This is a genomic window from Sphingobacterium sp. UBA7631, from assembly GCF_002483935.1.
GTDB lineage: Bacteria > Bacteroidota > Bacteroidia > Sphingobacteriales > Sphingobacteriaceae > Sphingobacterium > Sphingobacterium multivorum.
This window is the reverse complement of the sequence record NZ_DLIX01000004.1, coordinates 744839-761267: the sequence shown is the minus strand read 5'-3', so window position 1 is coordinate 761267 and position 16429 is coordinate 744839. Positions and strand designations below refer to the sequence as shown.

Here is a 16429-nt window from a genome sequence, read left to right as displayed (position 1 = left end):
TATGATGAGATTATGGACAATTTTGCTGGTATTGTTTGCGATAAAGGCTCCCGCACAAAGCATTCGCTTTCAGGAACAATACCCTGGTGTATGGAAAGGTATATTTGGAAAGCCGGATACATATACTTTGCTCGGTGCAGCCGGAGCAAAGCCCCGAGCGGAAACGCTTGAACAGCTGCAGTCTGTTGACTTTCCCTTACCCAAGATGGATGTGCATGCCGAACTTATAGATGGCAAAACCTACCTACGGTTCCCACTGGAAAAAAACGAACAGATCTACGGATTGGGACTTAACTTTCAGACGGTACATCAGCGGGGCAAGATTCTTAACCTGCATGTCGACCATTACGGTGGTAAAGATAATGGGCGAACTCATGCACCCGTTCCGTTCTACGTCTCTTCCAGAGGTTATGGTGTATTGATCAACTCAGCTCAATATTTAACCTATTATGTTGGAACAGGCGTACGGAAAGATGCAAAAGTCCCCGCAGAAGTAAAAGACCGCAATACCGATAAAAGCTGGAATTCCCGACCTTACTCGGATGCCGTCGAGGTGTATGTGCCTACGGAAGGGGCCGAAGTGTATGTCTTTGCCGGTGTCAACGCGCTTGATGCAATAAAGCGCTATAACCTCTTTTGTGGTGGTGGTGCCTTGCCACCGAAGTGGGGGCTTGGTTTCACACAACGCGTGCAGAAGCTTTATACAGCGGCGGATGTTGTTAAAGAAGTGGCCGAATTTGAGGAACATGGCTTCCCACTTGATTTTATCGGCCTCGAACCGGGCTGGCAGTCCAAGGCTTATCCCTGTTCATTTGAATGGGATAAAGGACGTTTTCCAAATCCGGCAGCCTTGGTAAAAACGCTGGCTGATAAAGGTGTTCGGCTAAACCTCTGGACTAATCCCTATGTCTCACCCGACGCTCCCTTTAGCAAATCTATTGAGCCTTTTACAGGATCTCATACGGTGTGGAATGGGACTGTTCCTGATTTAAATCATCCGGATGCAAAGCGTATCCTCGCAGACCAGCTGAGCCGATCACAAATCAATATCGGAATCAGCGGCTATAAGATTGATGAGGTCGATGGTTACGATTACTACCTGTGGCCAGATATGGCCAAATTTCCCTCGGGCATCAGTGGAATTCAAATGCGACAAACCTATGGCGTGCTTGCACAGAAATTGACCGACAGTCTATACCGTCAGCAGAACAAACGAACGTTTGGACTTGTACGGGCATCCAATGCCGGCGCCAACAACATGCCCTATGTGATCTATAATGACTACTATAGCCATCAGGATTTTATTACCGCGCTGGTCAATAGTGGCTTTTGTGGCCTGCTGTGGACGCCAGAAGTTAGGGGTTCCAAGACGGGAGAAGAATGGTTGCGCCGTTTCCAGACGGTTGTGTTTTCACCAATGGCCATGATCAATGCCTGGTCCAGTGGAACAAAACCATGGTCTTTCCCCGAAGTGGCCGACAAAGTGAAATACTATGCGCAGCTGCGGATGGAATTGATGCCTTATCTCTACACTGAATTTGCAAAATACCATTTTGAAGGTACGCCCCCCTTCCGGGCCATGGTACTGGAAGATGGATTCCAGGGGCAGACAAATTTGACCGTGGGAAACCAAGACCTGGAAACGAACCCCTATTTGGAAGCGGTAAACAGGGAGGTAAAAGATCAATATATGTGTGGTGAATATCTATTGGTTGCTCCCTTGTTTACGGGAGAATCTACTAGAAAGGTGCTGCTGCCCAAGGGCAACTGGTACGATTTCTATTCGGGACGTTATGTCGGCAATGGAGAGGAAATCGTCGCCAAACCCGAAGACGATCGGATACCTGTGTATGTGAAAGATGGTGGCATCATCCCGATGACAACGGCACGGCTTCATGCGCCCACAGTTGGTGAAAAAGTCAATTTGATCATTCGGCATTACGGGGAAAAGGAAGGGCTGTACAACCTATATGATGATGATGGCGTAAGTTTCGACTATGACAAGGGTGCTTATTCCTGGCGGCGGATACGTTTTAAAAGAAATGCGCTTGGCAAATTGGAAGGGGATATCTCAACGGCAAGCAAAAATAAACCAAATACGGTAGGTACTGTTGCATTTGAATTGATGGGGCAATGATGTTGTTTTAAACAGTAATCCATGTTTTAAGCTTCTGAAAAACATTTTTTACCGCTAAAAAGACCAAAAAATACACTCTTTAACCTCGGGGATTCACTGATATTTGAGGTAACTAATTATAAAAAATAACCAATTTATTAAATGCATGGCCGGCTTATCGATCATCTTCTCATGATAGACAATCGCCATAAAAACTGATTTATTATGATAAAAAGTATCACAAAAATGGGGTGCTTTGTACTCTTCCTGTTTCTTGCTATGGGGAGTATAGGCTTACCGGTCTTTGCCCAACAAAACATGCGGCTTTCAGGAAAGGTGACCAACAAAAAGGGAGATGCACTGCAGGGAGTCACTGTTCGTATCAAAGGGAAAAGCCAGGGCACAAGTACAGATGCTGCGGGGAAGTATCAGCTGGAGGTTGCCCCATCCAGCACCCTTGTCTTTAGTCAGGTGGGGATGAAAGAGCAGGAGCGCGCCGTCGGTAACCAGCGGCAACTTGATGTCACGCTGGAAGATAGTGACAATGCGCTGGACGAGATTGTTGTCACGGGCTATGGTGGTGTCGCAAAGAAACGTGACCTCACGGGAGCCATCTCTTCCGTCAATGCTAAGAAAATCGAAGAGCGTCAGCCCATTAACCTTTTCGATGCCTTACAAGGGCAGGCTGCCGGGGTGCTTATTGTCAATGACGGTGGTGGGGCACCCGGAGCGACAGGATCTATTCAAGTGCGGGGAACTTCGACTTTGAATGGTGGAAATGGCCCCTTATATCTGGTCGATGGGGTAATTAACCCTGATGGTGCAACCATAAATCCGACAGATATCGAGAATATCGAGGTGCTCAAAGATGCGGCTTCTGCATCCATTTATGGATCGCGTGCAGCCAATGGCGTTATCCTCATCACAACCAAGCGCGGATCAGAAGGAAAACCCATGGTTAATGTTAACTACAACCATCTTTTTGGACGTCTAGCTCATTACATCCCCGTAAGCAACTCTGCAGAAGTGAGGGCTTTCCGATATATCCAAGGCCTCAATACCAATACGGATTCCATCAACCCAAGTTTCAATTCCGATAACGATTTACAAAGGCTCTTGTTGGGGAATCTGGCACAGAAGAAGGAAATTAAGGTGAGTGTTTCCGGTGGTCAGAAAAATCTCCGTTACTACAGCAGTTTGAATTATCTGGATGATAAATCGATCATCTTGAATAGTTACGCCAAACGTTTGCAGTCACGCATCAATGTGGAATATCAGTTTTCATCCAAGTTGAAGTATTCCAACAATATTTCATTTTCCTGGCAGAAAGGCAATACAATTCCGATCGGCAATACGATAAGGGTTGTGATGGACCGTCCAGCATATTCCTTGATTTACTATCCTGATGGTTCTTTAACAAGCTACATTGGTTCGAAACGTAATCCTGTAGCCAACGCTTTGTTTGAGAAAAATCTGGATGAAACCTATTCTGGGCAATTTAACAATCAGTTGGATTATCAGATCAGGGATGACTTAAAGTTCACAACCTTGTTCAATGCACGGTTGGACAATTTACAGAATACCCAATTCTCACCGCGTTTTCTTTCGGCAAACAAGGATCAGAATAGCGGAACAAATGAGTTTAATAAAACGTTTACCTGGGAGTTTCAATCCTATCTGAATTATAATAAAACTTTTGCGCAGGATCATAATGTCACAGCCTTATTGGGCTTCAGTTCGGATCGCAGACGTTATGATCGTTTTCACTCCGAATATATGAATAGCGTCAATGAAGAAGTGTTGGTAACTTTTCCGGATTACCTGACGCCTTCAAAAACCTATACCACGGCAACAGCCAATGCTTCTGCTTCTATTTTTAGCCGGATTGGTTACAATTACAAAGGACGCTATCTCGTTCAGGGATCCTATCGGAGAGATGGTTCATCGCGGTTCGGAGCGACAAATAAATGGGGAAACTTCCTCTCGGCATCTGCTGCATGGCGGTTTTCGGACGAGAATTTCATGAAATGGGCCAAGCCGGCATTGGTAGATGCTAAACTACGGTACAGTATCGGTCAACTTGGAAATGACAAAGTAGGCGATTATGAATCGTATACGAAAGTGGCCTTTGGCGGGTCTTATAATGGTGTCGGCGGAGCTGCATTGACCAGTACATTCGGAAATAATCGGATCAAGTGGGAAACAACCACCCAGAATAATGTGGGGCTAGATCTCACCTTCTTAAACGGTCGATTGGGATTTACGGCAGACTATTATGTTAAAACGACAACCGATTTATTGTATCCGCGAGAGCTTGCCAAAGAAACCGGATATGCCAAAGTGAATGTCAATTTAGGAACAATCCGCAACCGCGGGATGGAATTTGTGATCAGCGGAAAACCAATAATGACGCGTGATTTCAGCTGGGAGGTGAATGGTAATATTTCCTTTGAACGGGGTAAGATTGTGAAGCTGGCAGATGGAATACCATTTTTTCCGGGTAATAAATGGTACGCGGAAGAAGGTGGCCGTATCGGAAATTTCTACGGCTGGCGCAATTTAGGGGTTTACGCCTGGGATGAGTCCAACGCTTATAATGACAATTGGGAGAAATTGACACTTGTCCTAGACGATCAGGGGAAACCGATGTATCGTGATGGAAAAGCGGTATATACATTCAATGGTAACGATTATCAGGGAATAGTACACCAGCTCTATGCGCCAGATGGTAAACTCAAAGGGGGGGATGCTGAATGGCTGAACAACAAAAAGGATAGTTTGATCAATGACGAAGATCGCATGATCCTCGGCAACGCGACACCTGATTTCTATTTTGGTTTAATGCAGACCTTTAGATACAAAAGATTTACCCTAAATGTACTCTTTAATGGTTCCTTCGGCGGTGAAGTTTACAATGCCTTGCTGCAACGTCAAAATTACCCGACCAATACCGGGGCAGGTTCGCCGGACATGGTCTATAACGTATGGCGCAAACCCGGAGATGTGGCCAAATACCCAAATTATGTGGAGCGAAACAACCGCGGAAATATGAAAACGAACCAGAATAGCCTCTATATCGAAGATGCGACATTTGTTCGTTTGTCAAGTGCACGGCTAGCCTACACCTTCGATCCGCAGTTGATCAATAGGTTGAAAATGAAAGGACTTACTGCCTTCGTTTATGGAAGCAACCTGTTGACGTGGACCAATTACCGGGGTTACGATCCTGAATTTAGTACAAACAATCCGCTGACACCGGGTGAGGACGATAGCCGTTACCCGAGGAGACGGGAGTTTGGATTTGGCGTAAACATCAATTTTTAGCATATATCTTTTAGGGTGAGTCCCGTCTGAAGGATGGGATAGATAAAATATTTTTGACATGAAAACAAAGATCTTAGCACTGTTACTGCTATCAGCTACGTTGGGAAGCTGTAACAAATTCTTGGAAGAGAAACCGCTGGCCGAAGTTGCACTGGATCAGCATTATAAAAACTTATACGATGTGCAGGCCGCAATCGCTGGAATGTATAGCGCCTTTCAGCTCGAAATGGTTGGTAAGGGTAATTATCAGGATAACAAAGACAATTACCTCGAAAAATACCTGTATTGGGGCGAGTATCGTGCCGATAACTTTGACCGGGCGATCAGCTATACCAAAGACTATGTGGACGAGATCGTATTAAATAGCCTTACGCCAACCAATCAGTTTTCAGACTGGAGCGGGCTCTATACCACCATCGGGCGTATCAATAACAATATCAAGTATATTCCAAAGGCAGCAGAACTGGATAGCCGTATTACTCCGGAGATGCTGAAGGATTATCTCGCGCAGTGTTATGCCCTTCGAGCCATGTGTTATTTCTATCTCGTCCGTGTGTGGGGCGATGCTCCGATATGGCTTGAACCCTATGAGGATGTGCAGCAGCCCGCTGCCAGTCCACGTGAACCGAAAGATAAGCTATTGAACGAGGTCATTATACCGGATCTGGAAAAAGCCTATTCTCTGGTCGATAAAGACGCGAAAAACCCCCTATGGACCATCGGAGGGGCAGGAATATGTGCGATCATGTCGGATGTATATATGTGGAAAAAGGATTATCAAAATGCAACAAAATGGATAACACGTCTTTTTTTGACAAAGTCTCCTACGGGTGTAGGTTATGCCGGAACCAATGAAAGCAATTTGCAGGATGGCGCAAGCTGGAAAACTATTTTTGTCAATCCAACTTCCAGTAAAGAAACGATTTGGAGCATCCATTGGGACTACTTAAAAAATGGCTGTGCCTGTATGCAGACCTCATGGTCGCCTAACAACAAGCAGATTGTCGTCGATGAAGAGGTGTGGGCAAGCTGGTTTCAGCCGCAGACGACCACTTCGCCGAGTCCTGATATCAGGCCACAGCAGACTTTAGATGTCTATTTTGGGTTGCCAAGCAACAAGCGAGATCGATTTATCAAGTGGTATCCCACGGATGCGAACCCAACCAAAGCTGATCCATGGCCTGTGACAAACCAGGCACTTCCAGTTTATTTAACCATGTACCGCCTGAGTGACATGTATCTTTTGTATGCTGAAGCGTTGAATGGCTTGGGTGATCGCGCCAATGCCCTGAAATATTTAAACTTTGTCCGCAAGCGTGCGCGCCTGCCACAATATGATGCAAATGATGCCACTATTGCGACAAGCTACCAGCTGGAAACGGCGATTTTGGAGGAGCGTCGCCTGGAACTTTTTGGCGAAGGTAAAAGGTGGTTTGATCTGGTGCGCACCGGACGTGTAAAGGACGTGATGGATCCCATCTTAAAACGTAGACAGGAAGAAGCGGGTAATTTGGAAAAACCTGGATTTTTAGATCCAACAAACAGAGTGTATTGGCCTATTCACCGGAATGTTCTAAACTCCAATAAATCATTGGTTCAAAATCCCGGATATACAGATTAATAGAAGAATTTAAATCAGAGCGTCATGAAAAGAATGTTTAAGACCAAATGGACCTATAGCGCTATCATCGTAGTAAGTCTATTAATGACAAGTTGTTCACTTTTCGATTTGGAACTGCAAAAAGATTACGATTACCAACATAAAACTTTAGATCCCAATATCGGGATAAGTGCACGAAAATTTTTGGAGAACCGATCTTACGAAACAGTGGAAAATCCAACAGATACGGTTTTCAAATGGATGCGGAAAGGCTTAGAATATGCTGGTATCCCTTTGGAAGAATTTGAAAAGACAGATCGAACCTTTATTTTTTTGCATAATGATGGCATAAAGACCTGGGATGTGAAAACGAAAAAAGTAACTGCAGGCCTCTTTTTTGACTTTCCAGTTGTGACCGGGGTGGACGAAACAGGCAAGCCAATGACGAGACCGGCGACAAAATGGGAAGACTACAGTAAAGAAGATGTCCGTAATTATTTCCTTTACCTTATGCTGGAAGGGAATTACAACTTTGATAAGCTGACCATTGAAAACACCAAAGCAAAGACCATGCTTCCTGCCAATACTGTTGCCAGTAAAAGTTCGCTGCTGGGCTACATGAATGAAGGTAAAGGTTTTGATCAGGAAGGGATGATGGTCTTACGCCTGGTCAATAACAGTGATTTGGCGCCGATTCAAATAAACAATAAAACAACCAATCGGTCCGGGGGATACATTGTAACTAATGGCGTGGTTCATGTCTTTGGCAGCAAAGGAAATACCACCGTTTATCCATTTGCGGGAGCACTTTAACAAAAGAACCTTTTAAACAAATTTAAATATGATCAAAAAGAATTCAGTTATTGCTTCACTTCTGCTGCTATTGGCGGTAGGAACGAGCTGTGAGAAATCGCCCGCCGAAAAACTCACTTTAAACAGTATTGCCTGTGTGCAATGCCACACCATTCAGTCTGCAGCAGATCTTCAGGCATTGAGCTTACAGCCCGGAGACACGGTTATTATGAAGTCTGGGCAATGGACCGATCAGGAATTGACCTTCAGTGCGCAGGGAACAAAACAGCAGCCCATTGTACTGATGGCAGAGCAGCGTGGAGCTGTTATCATGAAAGGTACTTCTTCCGTTAGTATCACAGGACAGTGGCTTGTTGTGGACGGACTCGTATTCCAGGAAGGGTATACGACAGGCAAAAATGTGGTGGATTTTACTTCTTCCTCTTCAAACTGTCGCCTTACCAATACATCGATTGTGGACTATAATCCGCCGGCAGCAACGACCGACTATCGTTGGGTATCGATCAATGGTTCCTACCATCGGGTCGACCACTGCTATTTAAAAGGAAAAATCCATCAGGGCCCGACCATGGTTGTATGGGGGACCAGTAAACCAATGAAACACCGCATCGATCATAACTTCTTTGGCGAGCGTGCTGCGGTACCGGACAATGGCGGTGAAACTATTCGCATTGGCACCAGCGACTGGTCGATGACCAGTGCACTGACAACCATTGAAGATAATATTTTTCAGCGCTGTAACGGCGAAACGGAAATCATATCCAATAAGATGGGGGCCGATACGATCCGCAACAACTATTTTTATGAAAGTCAGGGAACCTTATGTCTGCGGCATGGCAATGGATCTGCCGTTTATGGCAACTATTTTGTCGGTAATGGCAATAGTGCTGCCGGTGGTATTCGTATCATAGGTGAAGACCATTTGGTCTATAACAATTACTTCCAGAATATGGCCGGTACGGGGCAAAAAGCCGCGTTGGCGATTATGGACGGCGTGCCAAATTCGCCGCTAAGCGGGTACTTTCAAGTCAAGCGGGTGAAAGTTGTGGCCAATACAATGATTAAATGTAAGCAGTCATTTGATATTGGTTCGGGAAAAGGAGGAAATAACCGGACATTAGCGCCAACGGATGGGCATATCGCAAATAATGTGGTATCCCAATCGGCTCAATCAACGATGTTAACCTTTACCGATCAACCGGTCAATTTTGTTTATCAGGGAAACATTGTTTTCGACGTGCCGACAAGTCAGCAACTGCCGGCTGGATTTACCCGAGTTAATCCGCAGTACACACTGACAACAGATGGCATCTATGAGCCATCAAACAGCAGCCCTGTATTGGGTTCTTTTGTGGGAAATTATCCTTTTGCGGCAGCCGCAGATGCGGGAGCTCCTAAACTGGATACAAAACACCGCGATCTGCTGAAAGCCCAAAATATAGGACCTGTATTTATGACCGGTCTGGGGAGCAGTTTGGTCATTAATCCTTAAACGAATGTAAATCATATTTTATGCGGGGAATAAACGATTTATTCCCCGTTTTCTTTGCCGTAAATATTGCTTGTATTTACAGCATATAATTATGAGATCAATGGAAACATACGGTTACCAACGTATACCTAAAAACAATTTTCAATCGGTTTTTAGACAGTAATCAGTCAGTGTTTATTCAGTCTTCACTGAGCAAGCACTGAACAATCACTGAACAATCACTGTCTAAAAGTAGAACTTGTCCACTATCTGATCTTAGTTTGCGGCAGCTATAATATCTTTCAGCGGAATGGCTGATGTTCAATGAATTCCTGTTGCGCAACTGGAGCTACTATGGCCTTATTGAAAAGATTAAATACAAGGCCAAAATGGTTGGTATTAATATCATTATTGAATAAAATTAATCCATCTTTTCTCCACGATAAAACTTACTCCAAGCATCGCGTGCATAACCGTTGTCTACGTATTCAAAAGTAGAAGCACTTGCCTCTTTTAACTCCTGACCGCGATAGAAAACGGTCCAGGAGTCTTTTGCATAACCTCCCGCAAGCGCTTTAAATGTAGATGGCGAGGCACCCTTAACTTTTACCCCTCGATAGTAAACATTCCAGGCATCCTTGGCATAACCGTCGTTGAGGTATTCAAAGGTTGAAACAGAAGCCTCTTCCACTTTCTGATTTCGGTAAAAAACAGACCAATCGTCCTTCGCATATTGCCCTCCGAGAGACTGCAAGGAAGTCGCTGTAGGCTTATCATTCTTTTCGCCCCGATAATAGCTTGACCAAGTATCTTTTGCATAACCCCGACCAAGGTTTTCAAAGCTGGAGGAGTTGGCTCCTGCAATTTCTTTGCCCAAATAGTAGACTTTCCATGCGTCTTTGCTGTAACCATTTCCCAGCGTCTTGAAGGAAGACGCTGTCACATTCGATAAGGATCTGCCATAAAAATAGACCTTCCAGGCATCACTAGCGTAACCGTCACCCAGTGACTGAAAAGTAGAAGGACTTGCATCGGCTACAGCTGCCCCCCGAAAATAGACTTTCCAGTTGTCTTTTGCATAACCATCACCTAAGAACTGAAAAGAACCGGCATTGGCATTGACAATTTCTTTACCACGATAGTAAATACGACCGCCAATTTTGGCATAGCCGTCTCCCAACTGGTCTTGATGGATATAGGCACTGCTATTTTCGTATTTGCTATTATCAACATAGACATCGCTGGCAGAGCCAAGCAGAAGAAGGGCGAGCATGGTTTTGAAGGAAATAGCTAGTATCATATCGCGTTTGGAATAAAATAGAAGAATTCTTGTTTGTGTACGTGTTAATGAGACCGCAATATAAGGTAAAAGTTTAGTTGCCGATTGATTTTTTGCAGATAATACGCAGTGTTTTTTCCTGCGTTCTTTGGTATTTCTTTGCCTATTCTTTGGTACTTCTTCGCTCCTGCTAGGAGATTACCTTGGTATTGGTTTGCTCTTTCTCTGCTTATTCTCTGCTTATTCGTTGCTGTTTCTCTGCTGTTTGATTGGTGTTTGTTTGCCGTTTCTTTGGTGTTTTTTCGCTGTTTCTCTGCTAAAATGGTAACTAAAGAGCAACCAGTCGGCAAAGAATAGGCAAGCAAGGGGCTAGTAAGCCCCTAAGCATACCTTAAGCGAAAACGACCAATCACCCTAGAGAAGGCAAATGCGATCGCAAAAATGCGGTCTATGGGATACAAGGTTGAATAGAGGACACTTATTTGGTCGGCTGTAAGTGTATTTCGGGAAAGGAGTAGCTGGAATCCTGGACCGTGGTAAACAGGGAATAATCGGTGTAATCCGGAACGGCTATATTCAGGAGATAGCTGCCCTTTTTTATCACCTGTATTTTAAATTCGCCATTGCTGTTTCTAACGGTATCCCGACCTAATAAAGCCAAGGGTTCCCTTTCCTTATTGGACGCATAGATTTCAATAATAAAATACCCAACGGGGTTATACTGATGGTCAACCAACCGACCGGTAATACGGTAAGGTGGAGTGGTAAATAGCCCATACAGTGAACAAGAGAGTAGCAGTAGTTTTAGCATATTTTTCCATTGTGTAGCTCGATAACATACAGGTATCCAGTTGATAAATCTTAAAACAGCGATCGTCGCCTCACGATTGGAATGACGATCTATGCAAAGGTAGCCTGCTGCGTCATTGAATAAATATCACAAGTTTATGAAAAACTATCATTTTGCATTTTCTGCTTGTATGCGGAAGGAGATAAGCCCGTCAGTTTTTTGAAAAATCTGGAAAGATTATTAGGATCGCTGAAATGAAGTTCAAAGGCAATTTGGGCGATAGACTGTTCATCCGATAGAAGCTGCTGTTTGATTTCCTGTATTTTTCGGTGTTGGAGGAGGGTGATTGGACTATGTCCGGTATAGGCTTTGATTTTGTGATTCAGCTCATTGCGATGTATTTTTAGTAAACTAGCATATTGGTTGCAGTTCAGGTTGGAGTTGATCTGCTCTTCCATGAGCATTTTAAATCGAGTAAGTAAATTGCTGTTCGCGCTTTCGCTGGCTATATGGTGAAACGCACGAAATAGCCGGTCCAGTCGGAGCAGAATACTGGCAAGTAATGCGCGAATCATATTGGGGCTGTCAGATCGGAAAGCTCCGATTTCAAAAACAATTTCGGAGAGCATGGACTTTAACAACTCAAAATCGCGGACAGTCGCAACAATATAAGGCGCAAATGAATAATTGTAAAAATAGGGGAGTTTGTATACCAGTGTTTTATCCTGAAAGAAAGATTCCAAAAACTCGGGTTTAAAGATTAAATGAAATCCTTTGACACCGTTTTTATCAAAGTCACACTGCTTAATTTGATTAGGTGAAGCGAATAAGATTGTGCCTGGGCATAATTCGATACGTTTTTCATTGGTATATGCGACCCCGTTTCCCTGTTCAAAAAACATGATCTCAAAAAAGTTGATGGTGTGCGGACCAGCCTCAAAAATTAGATCGGTATTGTCCTCGAACCGATGGGCATCCATCGCTAAGGGAAAGCCGTATTTGCTGTCGTCAAAATCAAAATAACGCATAATAGTGTCTTCAAACCAATAGGAAACGCCTAAGCGTTAAAATCGCAATGAATAAATATAATAGTTTTTCTGGATATTGCTTTACAGGGAAAGAAAGGTTCTATCTGGGCAGTGCTTTGGCCACTGAAGGAAAAAACACGGATTCTGTCATACCGAGGTCAATGATCGGTGATCTAAGTCCTGTTATTTGGTAAAGCAGTATATTTTTTGTATATTGCTGGTTATGAGTTTTAAAGAAAAATTAGAGAACTGGCGCACGTCAATCAATCGCGCCGATAGTGGTGAGGAATTGTATATTTTGCTTTTGAACTACAAAAAGTTTATCAACAAAAATTGGGTGGACGATTTTGGAGATCCAGGCAACTGGAAATCGGAATTAAATCAGGTCATCAGCAAAGTAAGAAACAAGGTGGATGTAACAGATATCAGCGCCTGCCAAGATTTATCGTCCTATCAGGACGATGCCCGGCAGACCGCACATTCACTCAATCATACCTTAAAATATCATCACTCATTGACAAAAGGGTAGGCTAGGCCTACCTTTTTTTTGTGATCAGAATTTTCCAAATTATCGACGAAGCGGGATGTATTATCAGCCATGATAGTATATCCCGCTTTATTTTTCCCCTATTTCCGCGAAGTGAACAGTAGCCTACAGGACAGCTAAAACACACCATAAGAACCTACTATTTGAAAAAATATTTGTGGATGTCGGAAATTGTTTCTACTATTGTATAGTAGTATAGAATAGTATAGATTACTAACCACTGTACTACAAACAAATAACCAATCTATAAGAAGACCAATTTATGATCTACCACATGTATTACCAAATCTGTAAATGGCAGCGATGTAGTCTTGTCTTCCTTTTTCTTCTGTTAGCGGGCTTCGCAAATGCGCAGTCCAAATCATTTGAATTAAGAGGAGTTGTATTGGATAGCGTCGGACATTTACCTATTTCCAATGTTACAGTCGCTTTTGTGGGAAAAAGTGCTGCTGTATCAACGGATGCTCAGGGACAGTTCCTGATCAAAGATGTACACCTCAACGATCAGCTTGTCCTGACTTCGGTCGGATTCGACCGCAAGACTGTTCAGGTCACCAGCACCAATCGTATGACCATCTTTCTGTCCTCATCAAGCTCGAACCTGGATGAGGTGACCGTTGTCGCATACGGCACGCAAAAGAAAACGAGTATGGTCGCTTCGATCACCTCGATCAATCCAAAAGAAATTAAAGGCCCTACCTCCAATCTGACCACCATGCTGGCAGGTCGGGTAGCGGGTTTAATTGCGTATCAGCGCAGTGGTGAACCCGGCAACGACAATGCCTCGTTCTTTATTCGCGGTGTCGGGACCTTCGGCGCCGGAAAGAAAGACCCCCTGATTCTTATCGATGGGATGGAATCGAATACAACAGCTTTGGCGCGGCTTCAGCCCGATGATATTGCTGGTTTTTCGGTGCTGAAAGATGCGGCGGCCTCTGCATTGTATGGTGCCAGAGGTGCAAATGGTGTGGTGCTAGTCAATACCAAAAGTGGCATTGTCGGAAAAGCAAAATTTAATGCACGTTTTGAAAACTCGATTTCTACCAATACCCGAAACTTCCAATTTGCCGATAACATAACTTACATGAACCTGGCCAATGAAGCGGTATTGACACGTAACCCGAGAGGAACATTACCGTATGACCAAAATAAAATCGATCATACCGCAAGGGGAGATGATCCGTTACTTTATCCAAACAATAACTGGATCGATCAATTGATTAAAGATTATACCAACAATCAGCGTTTCAATTTTAACGTCACCGGGGGCGGTAACCTCGCACAATATTATGTTGCGGGTACTTTTAACAATGACAGGGGAATTTTGAAATCGGAAAGTGGTAATAATTTTGATAATAATATTAACCTCAAAAATTATTCGATACGATCCAATATCACCTTAAATATTACGCCGACAACCATTGGAATTATCCGTACTTCCGCACAGTTTGACGATTATAAAGGGCCGATCGGTGGCTATGACGATTGGGGCAATTTGATCAATGGGGGACAACGGGTATTCAAAGAAGCGATCTGGTCCAATCCCGTGATGTTTCCCGCAGTTTATCCAGCTTCTTATGCGCCTTTCACAACACATCCACTTTTCGGAAATAACTTTATACCGATGACAAAGACCTTGTACAATAACCCCTATGCCAAGATGGTCAACGGCTTTCAGGAATACAACAGTTCGACAGTCAATGTGCAACTGGAGCTGAAACAGAACTTTGACTTTATCACAAAAGGCCTCTCAGCACGTCTAATGGCTTATACACAACGGTACTCGTATTTTTCGGTGCGCAGAAGCTTTGAACCCTTCTACTATAATCTATTGAAAATACCGGGTACAAACAATACCGTATTGAGCTTACTGAATGAAAACCAGGGAACGGAATACCTCGACTACAGTCAAGGGGATCGGATACAGAATACAACGACCTATGGCGAATTTGCGGTCAATTATAACCGGACCATTGGAAAGGATCACGACATCACGGGTATGCTCATCGGTATCATGCGCAATTACCAGACAGCAAATGGAGGTAATTTACAGGCCTCCCTGCCGGCACGTAACATTGGTGTTTCTGGACGGGCAACGTATGCGTATAAAAATAAATACCTTTTTGAAGCGAACTTTGGTTACAACGGTTCCGAGCGCTTTTCCAAAGATAAACGATTTGGCTTTTTCCCCTCTTTTGGGGTAGGCTGGAACCTCCAGGAAGAGCCGATGTTTGAGTTTATCACACCGGTGGTATCTCGTCTGAAATTGCGCGCAACCTATGGTTTGGTGGGTAACGATCAGATCGGTAATGAGCGTGATCGGTTTTTCTATTTATCGCAGGTCAATCCCAACGATCCTGGGAAAGGTTTTTCCTGGGGAAACCTTTGGGATTATACCCGGCCAGGTTATTCCATATCACGTTATGCCAACCCCAATATTACCTGGGAACGCGCCAAAACATTTGATGCTGGTTTTGACCTGAACCTTAAAAATGGATTGGGTGTCGTCTTTGATTACTACAACTCCAAACGTAGTGATATCTTAATGGTGCGCTCTACCATTCCGACGACTTCAGGTTTTCAGGCTGATATCCAATCCAATATGGGCAAGGCGGAGAGTAAGGGATTTGACCTGGCCTTGGATTATAACAAATCATTTGCAAACACCTGGTGGACGCAGTTGCGCGGCAACATGACTTATGCGACCAATCGTTTATTGACTAATGAGGAACCAAATTATCCAGCTAATTTATCTTACCTAACGCATTTGGGCTATCCGCTTAAACAGCAATATGGATTGATCGCCGAACGCTTATTTGTGGATGATATTGAAGCCGATAACTCGCCATTGCAAAATTTTGGTGGCGCATTGAAAACAATGGGCGGCGATATCAAATACCGCGACATTAATGGCGATGGCAAAATAACTGATCTGGACAAAGTGCCTATCGGTTTTCCTACCGATCCAGAAATTATCTACGGTATGGGATTCACGGTCGGTTTCAAAGGGTTTGATGTGAGTGCTTTCTTACAGGGCTCTGCGCGCTCTTCTTTCTTTATCAATCCCGGAAATATCACGCCTTTCGCCATCAATGGTCCTTATCAAAATGGTCTATTAAAACAGGTGGCCGATAGTCACTGGTCGGAAGATAATCAGGATATCCGTGCGTTCTGGCCTCGGCTGACCGATGGATTCAATAACAACAATAATCAATTTTCGACCTGGTGGATGCGCAATGGTGCATTCCTGCGCCTAAAATCCGTGGAGCTGGGTTATACGGTGCCAAAGAAAATTCTCGATCGCTGGAAGATGTCCAATATCCGCATTTATACCAATGCACTGAACCTCGCGGTATGGAGCAAGTTTAAAATGTGGGATCCTGAAATGGGCGGTGATGGCCTGGGGTATCCAGTTCAGGCGGTGTACAATATTGGGATCAATGTGGGATTATAAAAAACAA

10 protein-coding genes are annotated in these 16429 nt (G+C 44.0%); 7 read left to right on the top strand and 3 right to left on the bottom strand.

Features of this window, described 5'->3' with window-relative positions; genetic code table 11:
* Window position 1 precedes the first annotated feature (1 nt).
* The 5 genes from B3P16_RS07950 (at window position 2) to B3P16_RS07930 (ending at window position 9345) form a co-directional block, all read left to right on the top strand.
* A complete protein-coding gene (locus B3P16_RS07950; RefSeq protein ID WP_286842297.1) occupies window positions 2-2137 on the top strand; it encodes a TIM-barrel domain-containing protein in 2136 nt (711 codons plus the stop codon).
* Window positions 2138-2341: 204 nt separating this feature from the next.
* Window positions 2342-5440, top strand: a complete 3099-nt coding sequence (locus B3P16_RS07945) for a SusC/RagA family TonB-linked outer membrane protein (protein WP_286842296.1) — start codon at window positions 2342-2344, stop codon at window positions 5438-5440.
* A 58-nt stretch (window positions 5441-5498) separates the two neighbouring features.
* Window positions 5499-7061: a RagB/SusD family nutrient uptake outer membrane protein gene (locus B3P16_RS07940; protein ID WP_286842293.1), complete on the top strand. Its 1563-nt coding sequence runs from the start codon at window positions 5499-5501 to the stop codon at window positions 7059-7061.
* A 24-nt stretch (window positions 7062-7085) separates the two neighbouring features.
* Window positions 7086-7853, top strand: a complete 768-nt coding sequence (locus B3P16_RS07935; protein ID WP_286842290.1) for a hypothetical protein — start codon at window positions 7086-7088, stop codon at window positions 7851-7853.
* A 28-nt stretch (window positions 7854-7881) separates the two neighbouring features.
* Window positions 7882-9345: a polysaccharide lyase 6 family protein gene (locus B3P16_RS07930; protein WP_286842289.1), complete on the top strand. Its 1464-nt coding sequence runs from the start codon at window positions 7882-7884 to the stop codon at window positions 9343-9345.
* Window positions 9346-9745: 400 nt separating this feature from the next.
* Here B3P16_RS07930 and B3P16_RS07925 read toward each other — a convergent pair whose 3' ends face one another.
* The 3 genes from B3P16_RS07925 to B3P16_RS07915 form a co-directional block, all read right to left on the bottom strand.
* A complete protein-coding gene (locus B3P16_RS07925; protein WP_286842286.1) occupies window positions 9746-10624 on the bottom strand; it encodes a DKNYY domain-containing protein in 879 nt (292 codons plus the stop codon).
* A 457-nt stretch (window positions 10625-11081) separates the two neighbouring features.
* Window positions 11082-11414, bottom strand: a complete 333-nt coding sequence (locus B3P16_RS07920; protein ID WP_286842283.1) for a hypothetical protein — start codon at window positions 11412-11414, stop codon at window positions 11082-11084.
* A 134-nt stretch (window positions 11415-11548) separates the two neighbouring features.
* Complete coding sequence (locus tag B3P16_RS07915; RefSeq protein ID WP_286842280.1) at window positions 11549-12421, bottom strand: AraC family transcriptional regulator; 873 nt, start codon at window positions 12419-12421, stop codon at window positions 11549-11551.
* Between the two features lie 223 nt (window positions 12422-12644).
* Between B3P16_RS07915 and B3P16_RS07910 the strand changes: the two genes are divergently transcribed.
* Window positions 12645-12950, top strand: coding sequence for a hypothetical protein (locus B3P16_RS07910; RefSeq protein ID WP_286842278.1), 306 nt, complete (start codon window positions 12645-12647; stop codon window positions 12948-12950).
* A 280-nt stretch (window positions 12951-13230) separates the two neighbouring features.
* On the top strand, window positions 13231-16422 hold the full coding sequence (locus tag B3P16_RS07905; RefSeq protein WP_286842276.1) for a SusC/RagA family TonB-linked outer membrane protein: 3192 nt from the start codon (window positions 13231-13233) through the stop codon (window positions 16420-16422).
* The last annotated feature ends 7 nt before the right edge of the window (window positions 16423-16429 follow it).

Coding starts and splice junctions, on each gene's coding strand:
- B3P16_RS07930 (WP_286842289.1), top strand. CDS start 7,882: ATGATCAAAAAGAATTCAGTTATTGCTTCACTTCTGCTGCTATTGGCG.
- B3P16_RS07905 (WP_286842276.1), top strand. CDS start 13,231: ATGATCTACCACATGTATTACCAAATCTGTAAATGGCAGCGATGTAGT.
- B3P16_RS07925 (WP_286842286.1), bottom strand. CDS start 10,624: ATGATACTAGCTATTTCCTTCAAAACCATGCTCGCCCTTCTTCTGCTT.
- B3P16_RS07950 (WP_286842297.1), top strand. CDS start 2: ATGATGAGATTATGGACAATTTTGCTGGTATTGTTTGCGATAAAGGCT.
- B3P16_RS07915 (WP_286842280.1), bottom strand. CDS start 12,421: ATGCGTTATTTTGATTTTGACGACAGCAAATACGGCTTTCCCTTAGCG.
- B3P16_RS07920 (WP_286842283.1), bottom strand. CDS start 11,414: ATGCTAAAACTACTGCTACTCTCTTGTTCACTGTATGGGCTATTTACC.
- B3P16_RS07910 (WP_286842278.1), top strand. CDS start 12,645: ATGAGTTTTAAAGAAAAATTAGAGAACTGGCGCACGTCAATCAATCGC.
- B3P16_RS07940 (WP_286842293.1), top strand. CDS start 5,499: ATGAAAACAAAGATCTTAGCACTGTTACTGCTATCAGCTACGTTGGGA.
- B3P16_RS07935 (WP_286842290.1), top strand. CDS start 7,086: ATGAAAAGAATGTTTAAGACCAAATGGACCTATAGCGCTATCATCGTA.
- B3P16_RS07945 (WP_286842296.1), top strand. CDS start 2,342: ATGATAAAAAGTATCACAAAAATGGGGTGCTTTGTACTCTTCCTGTTT.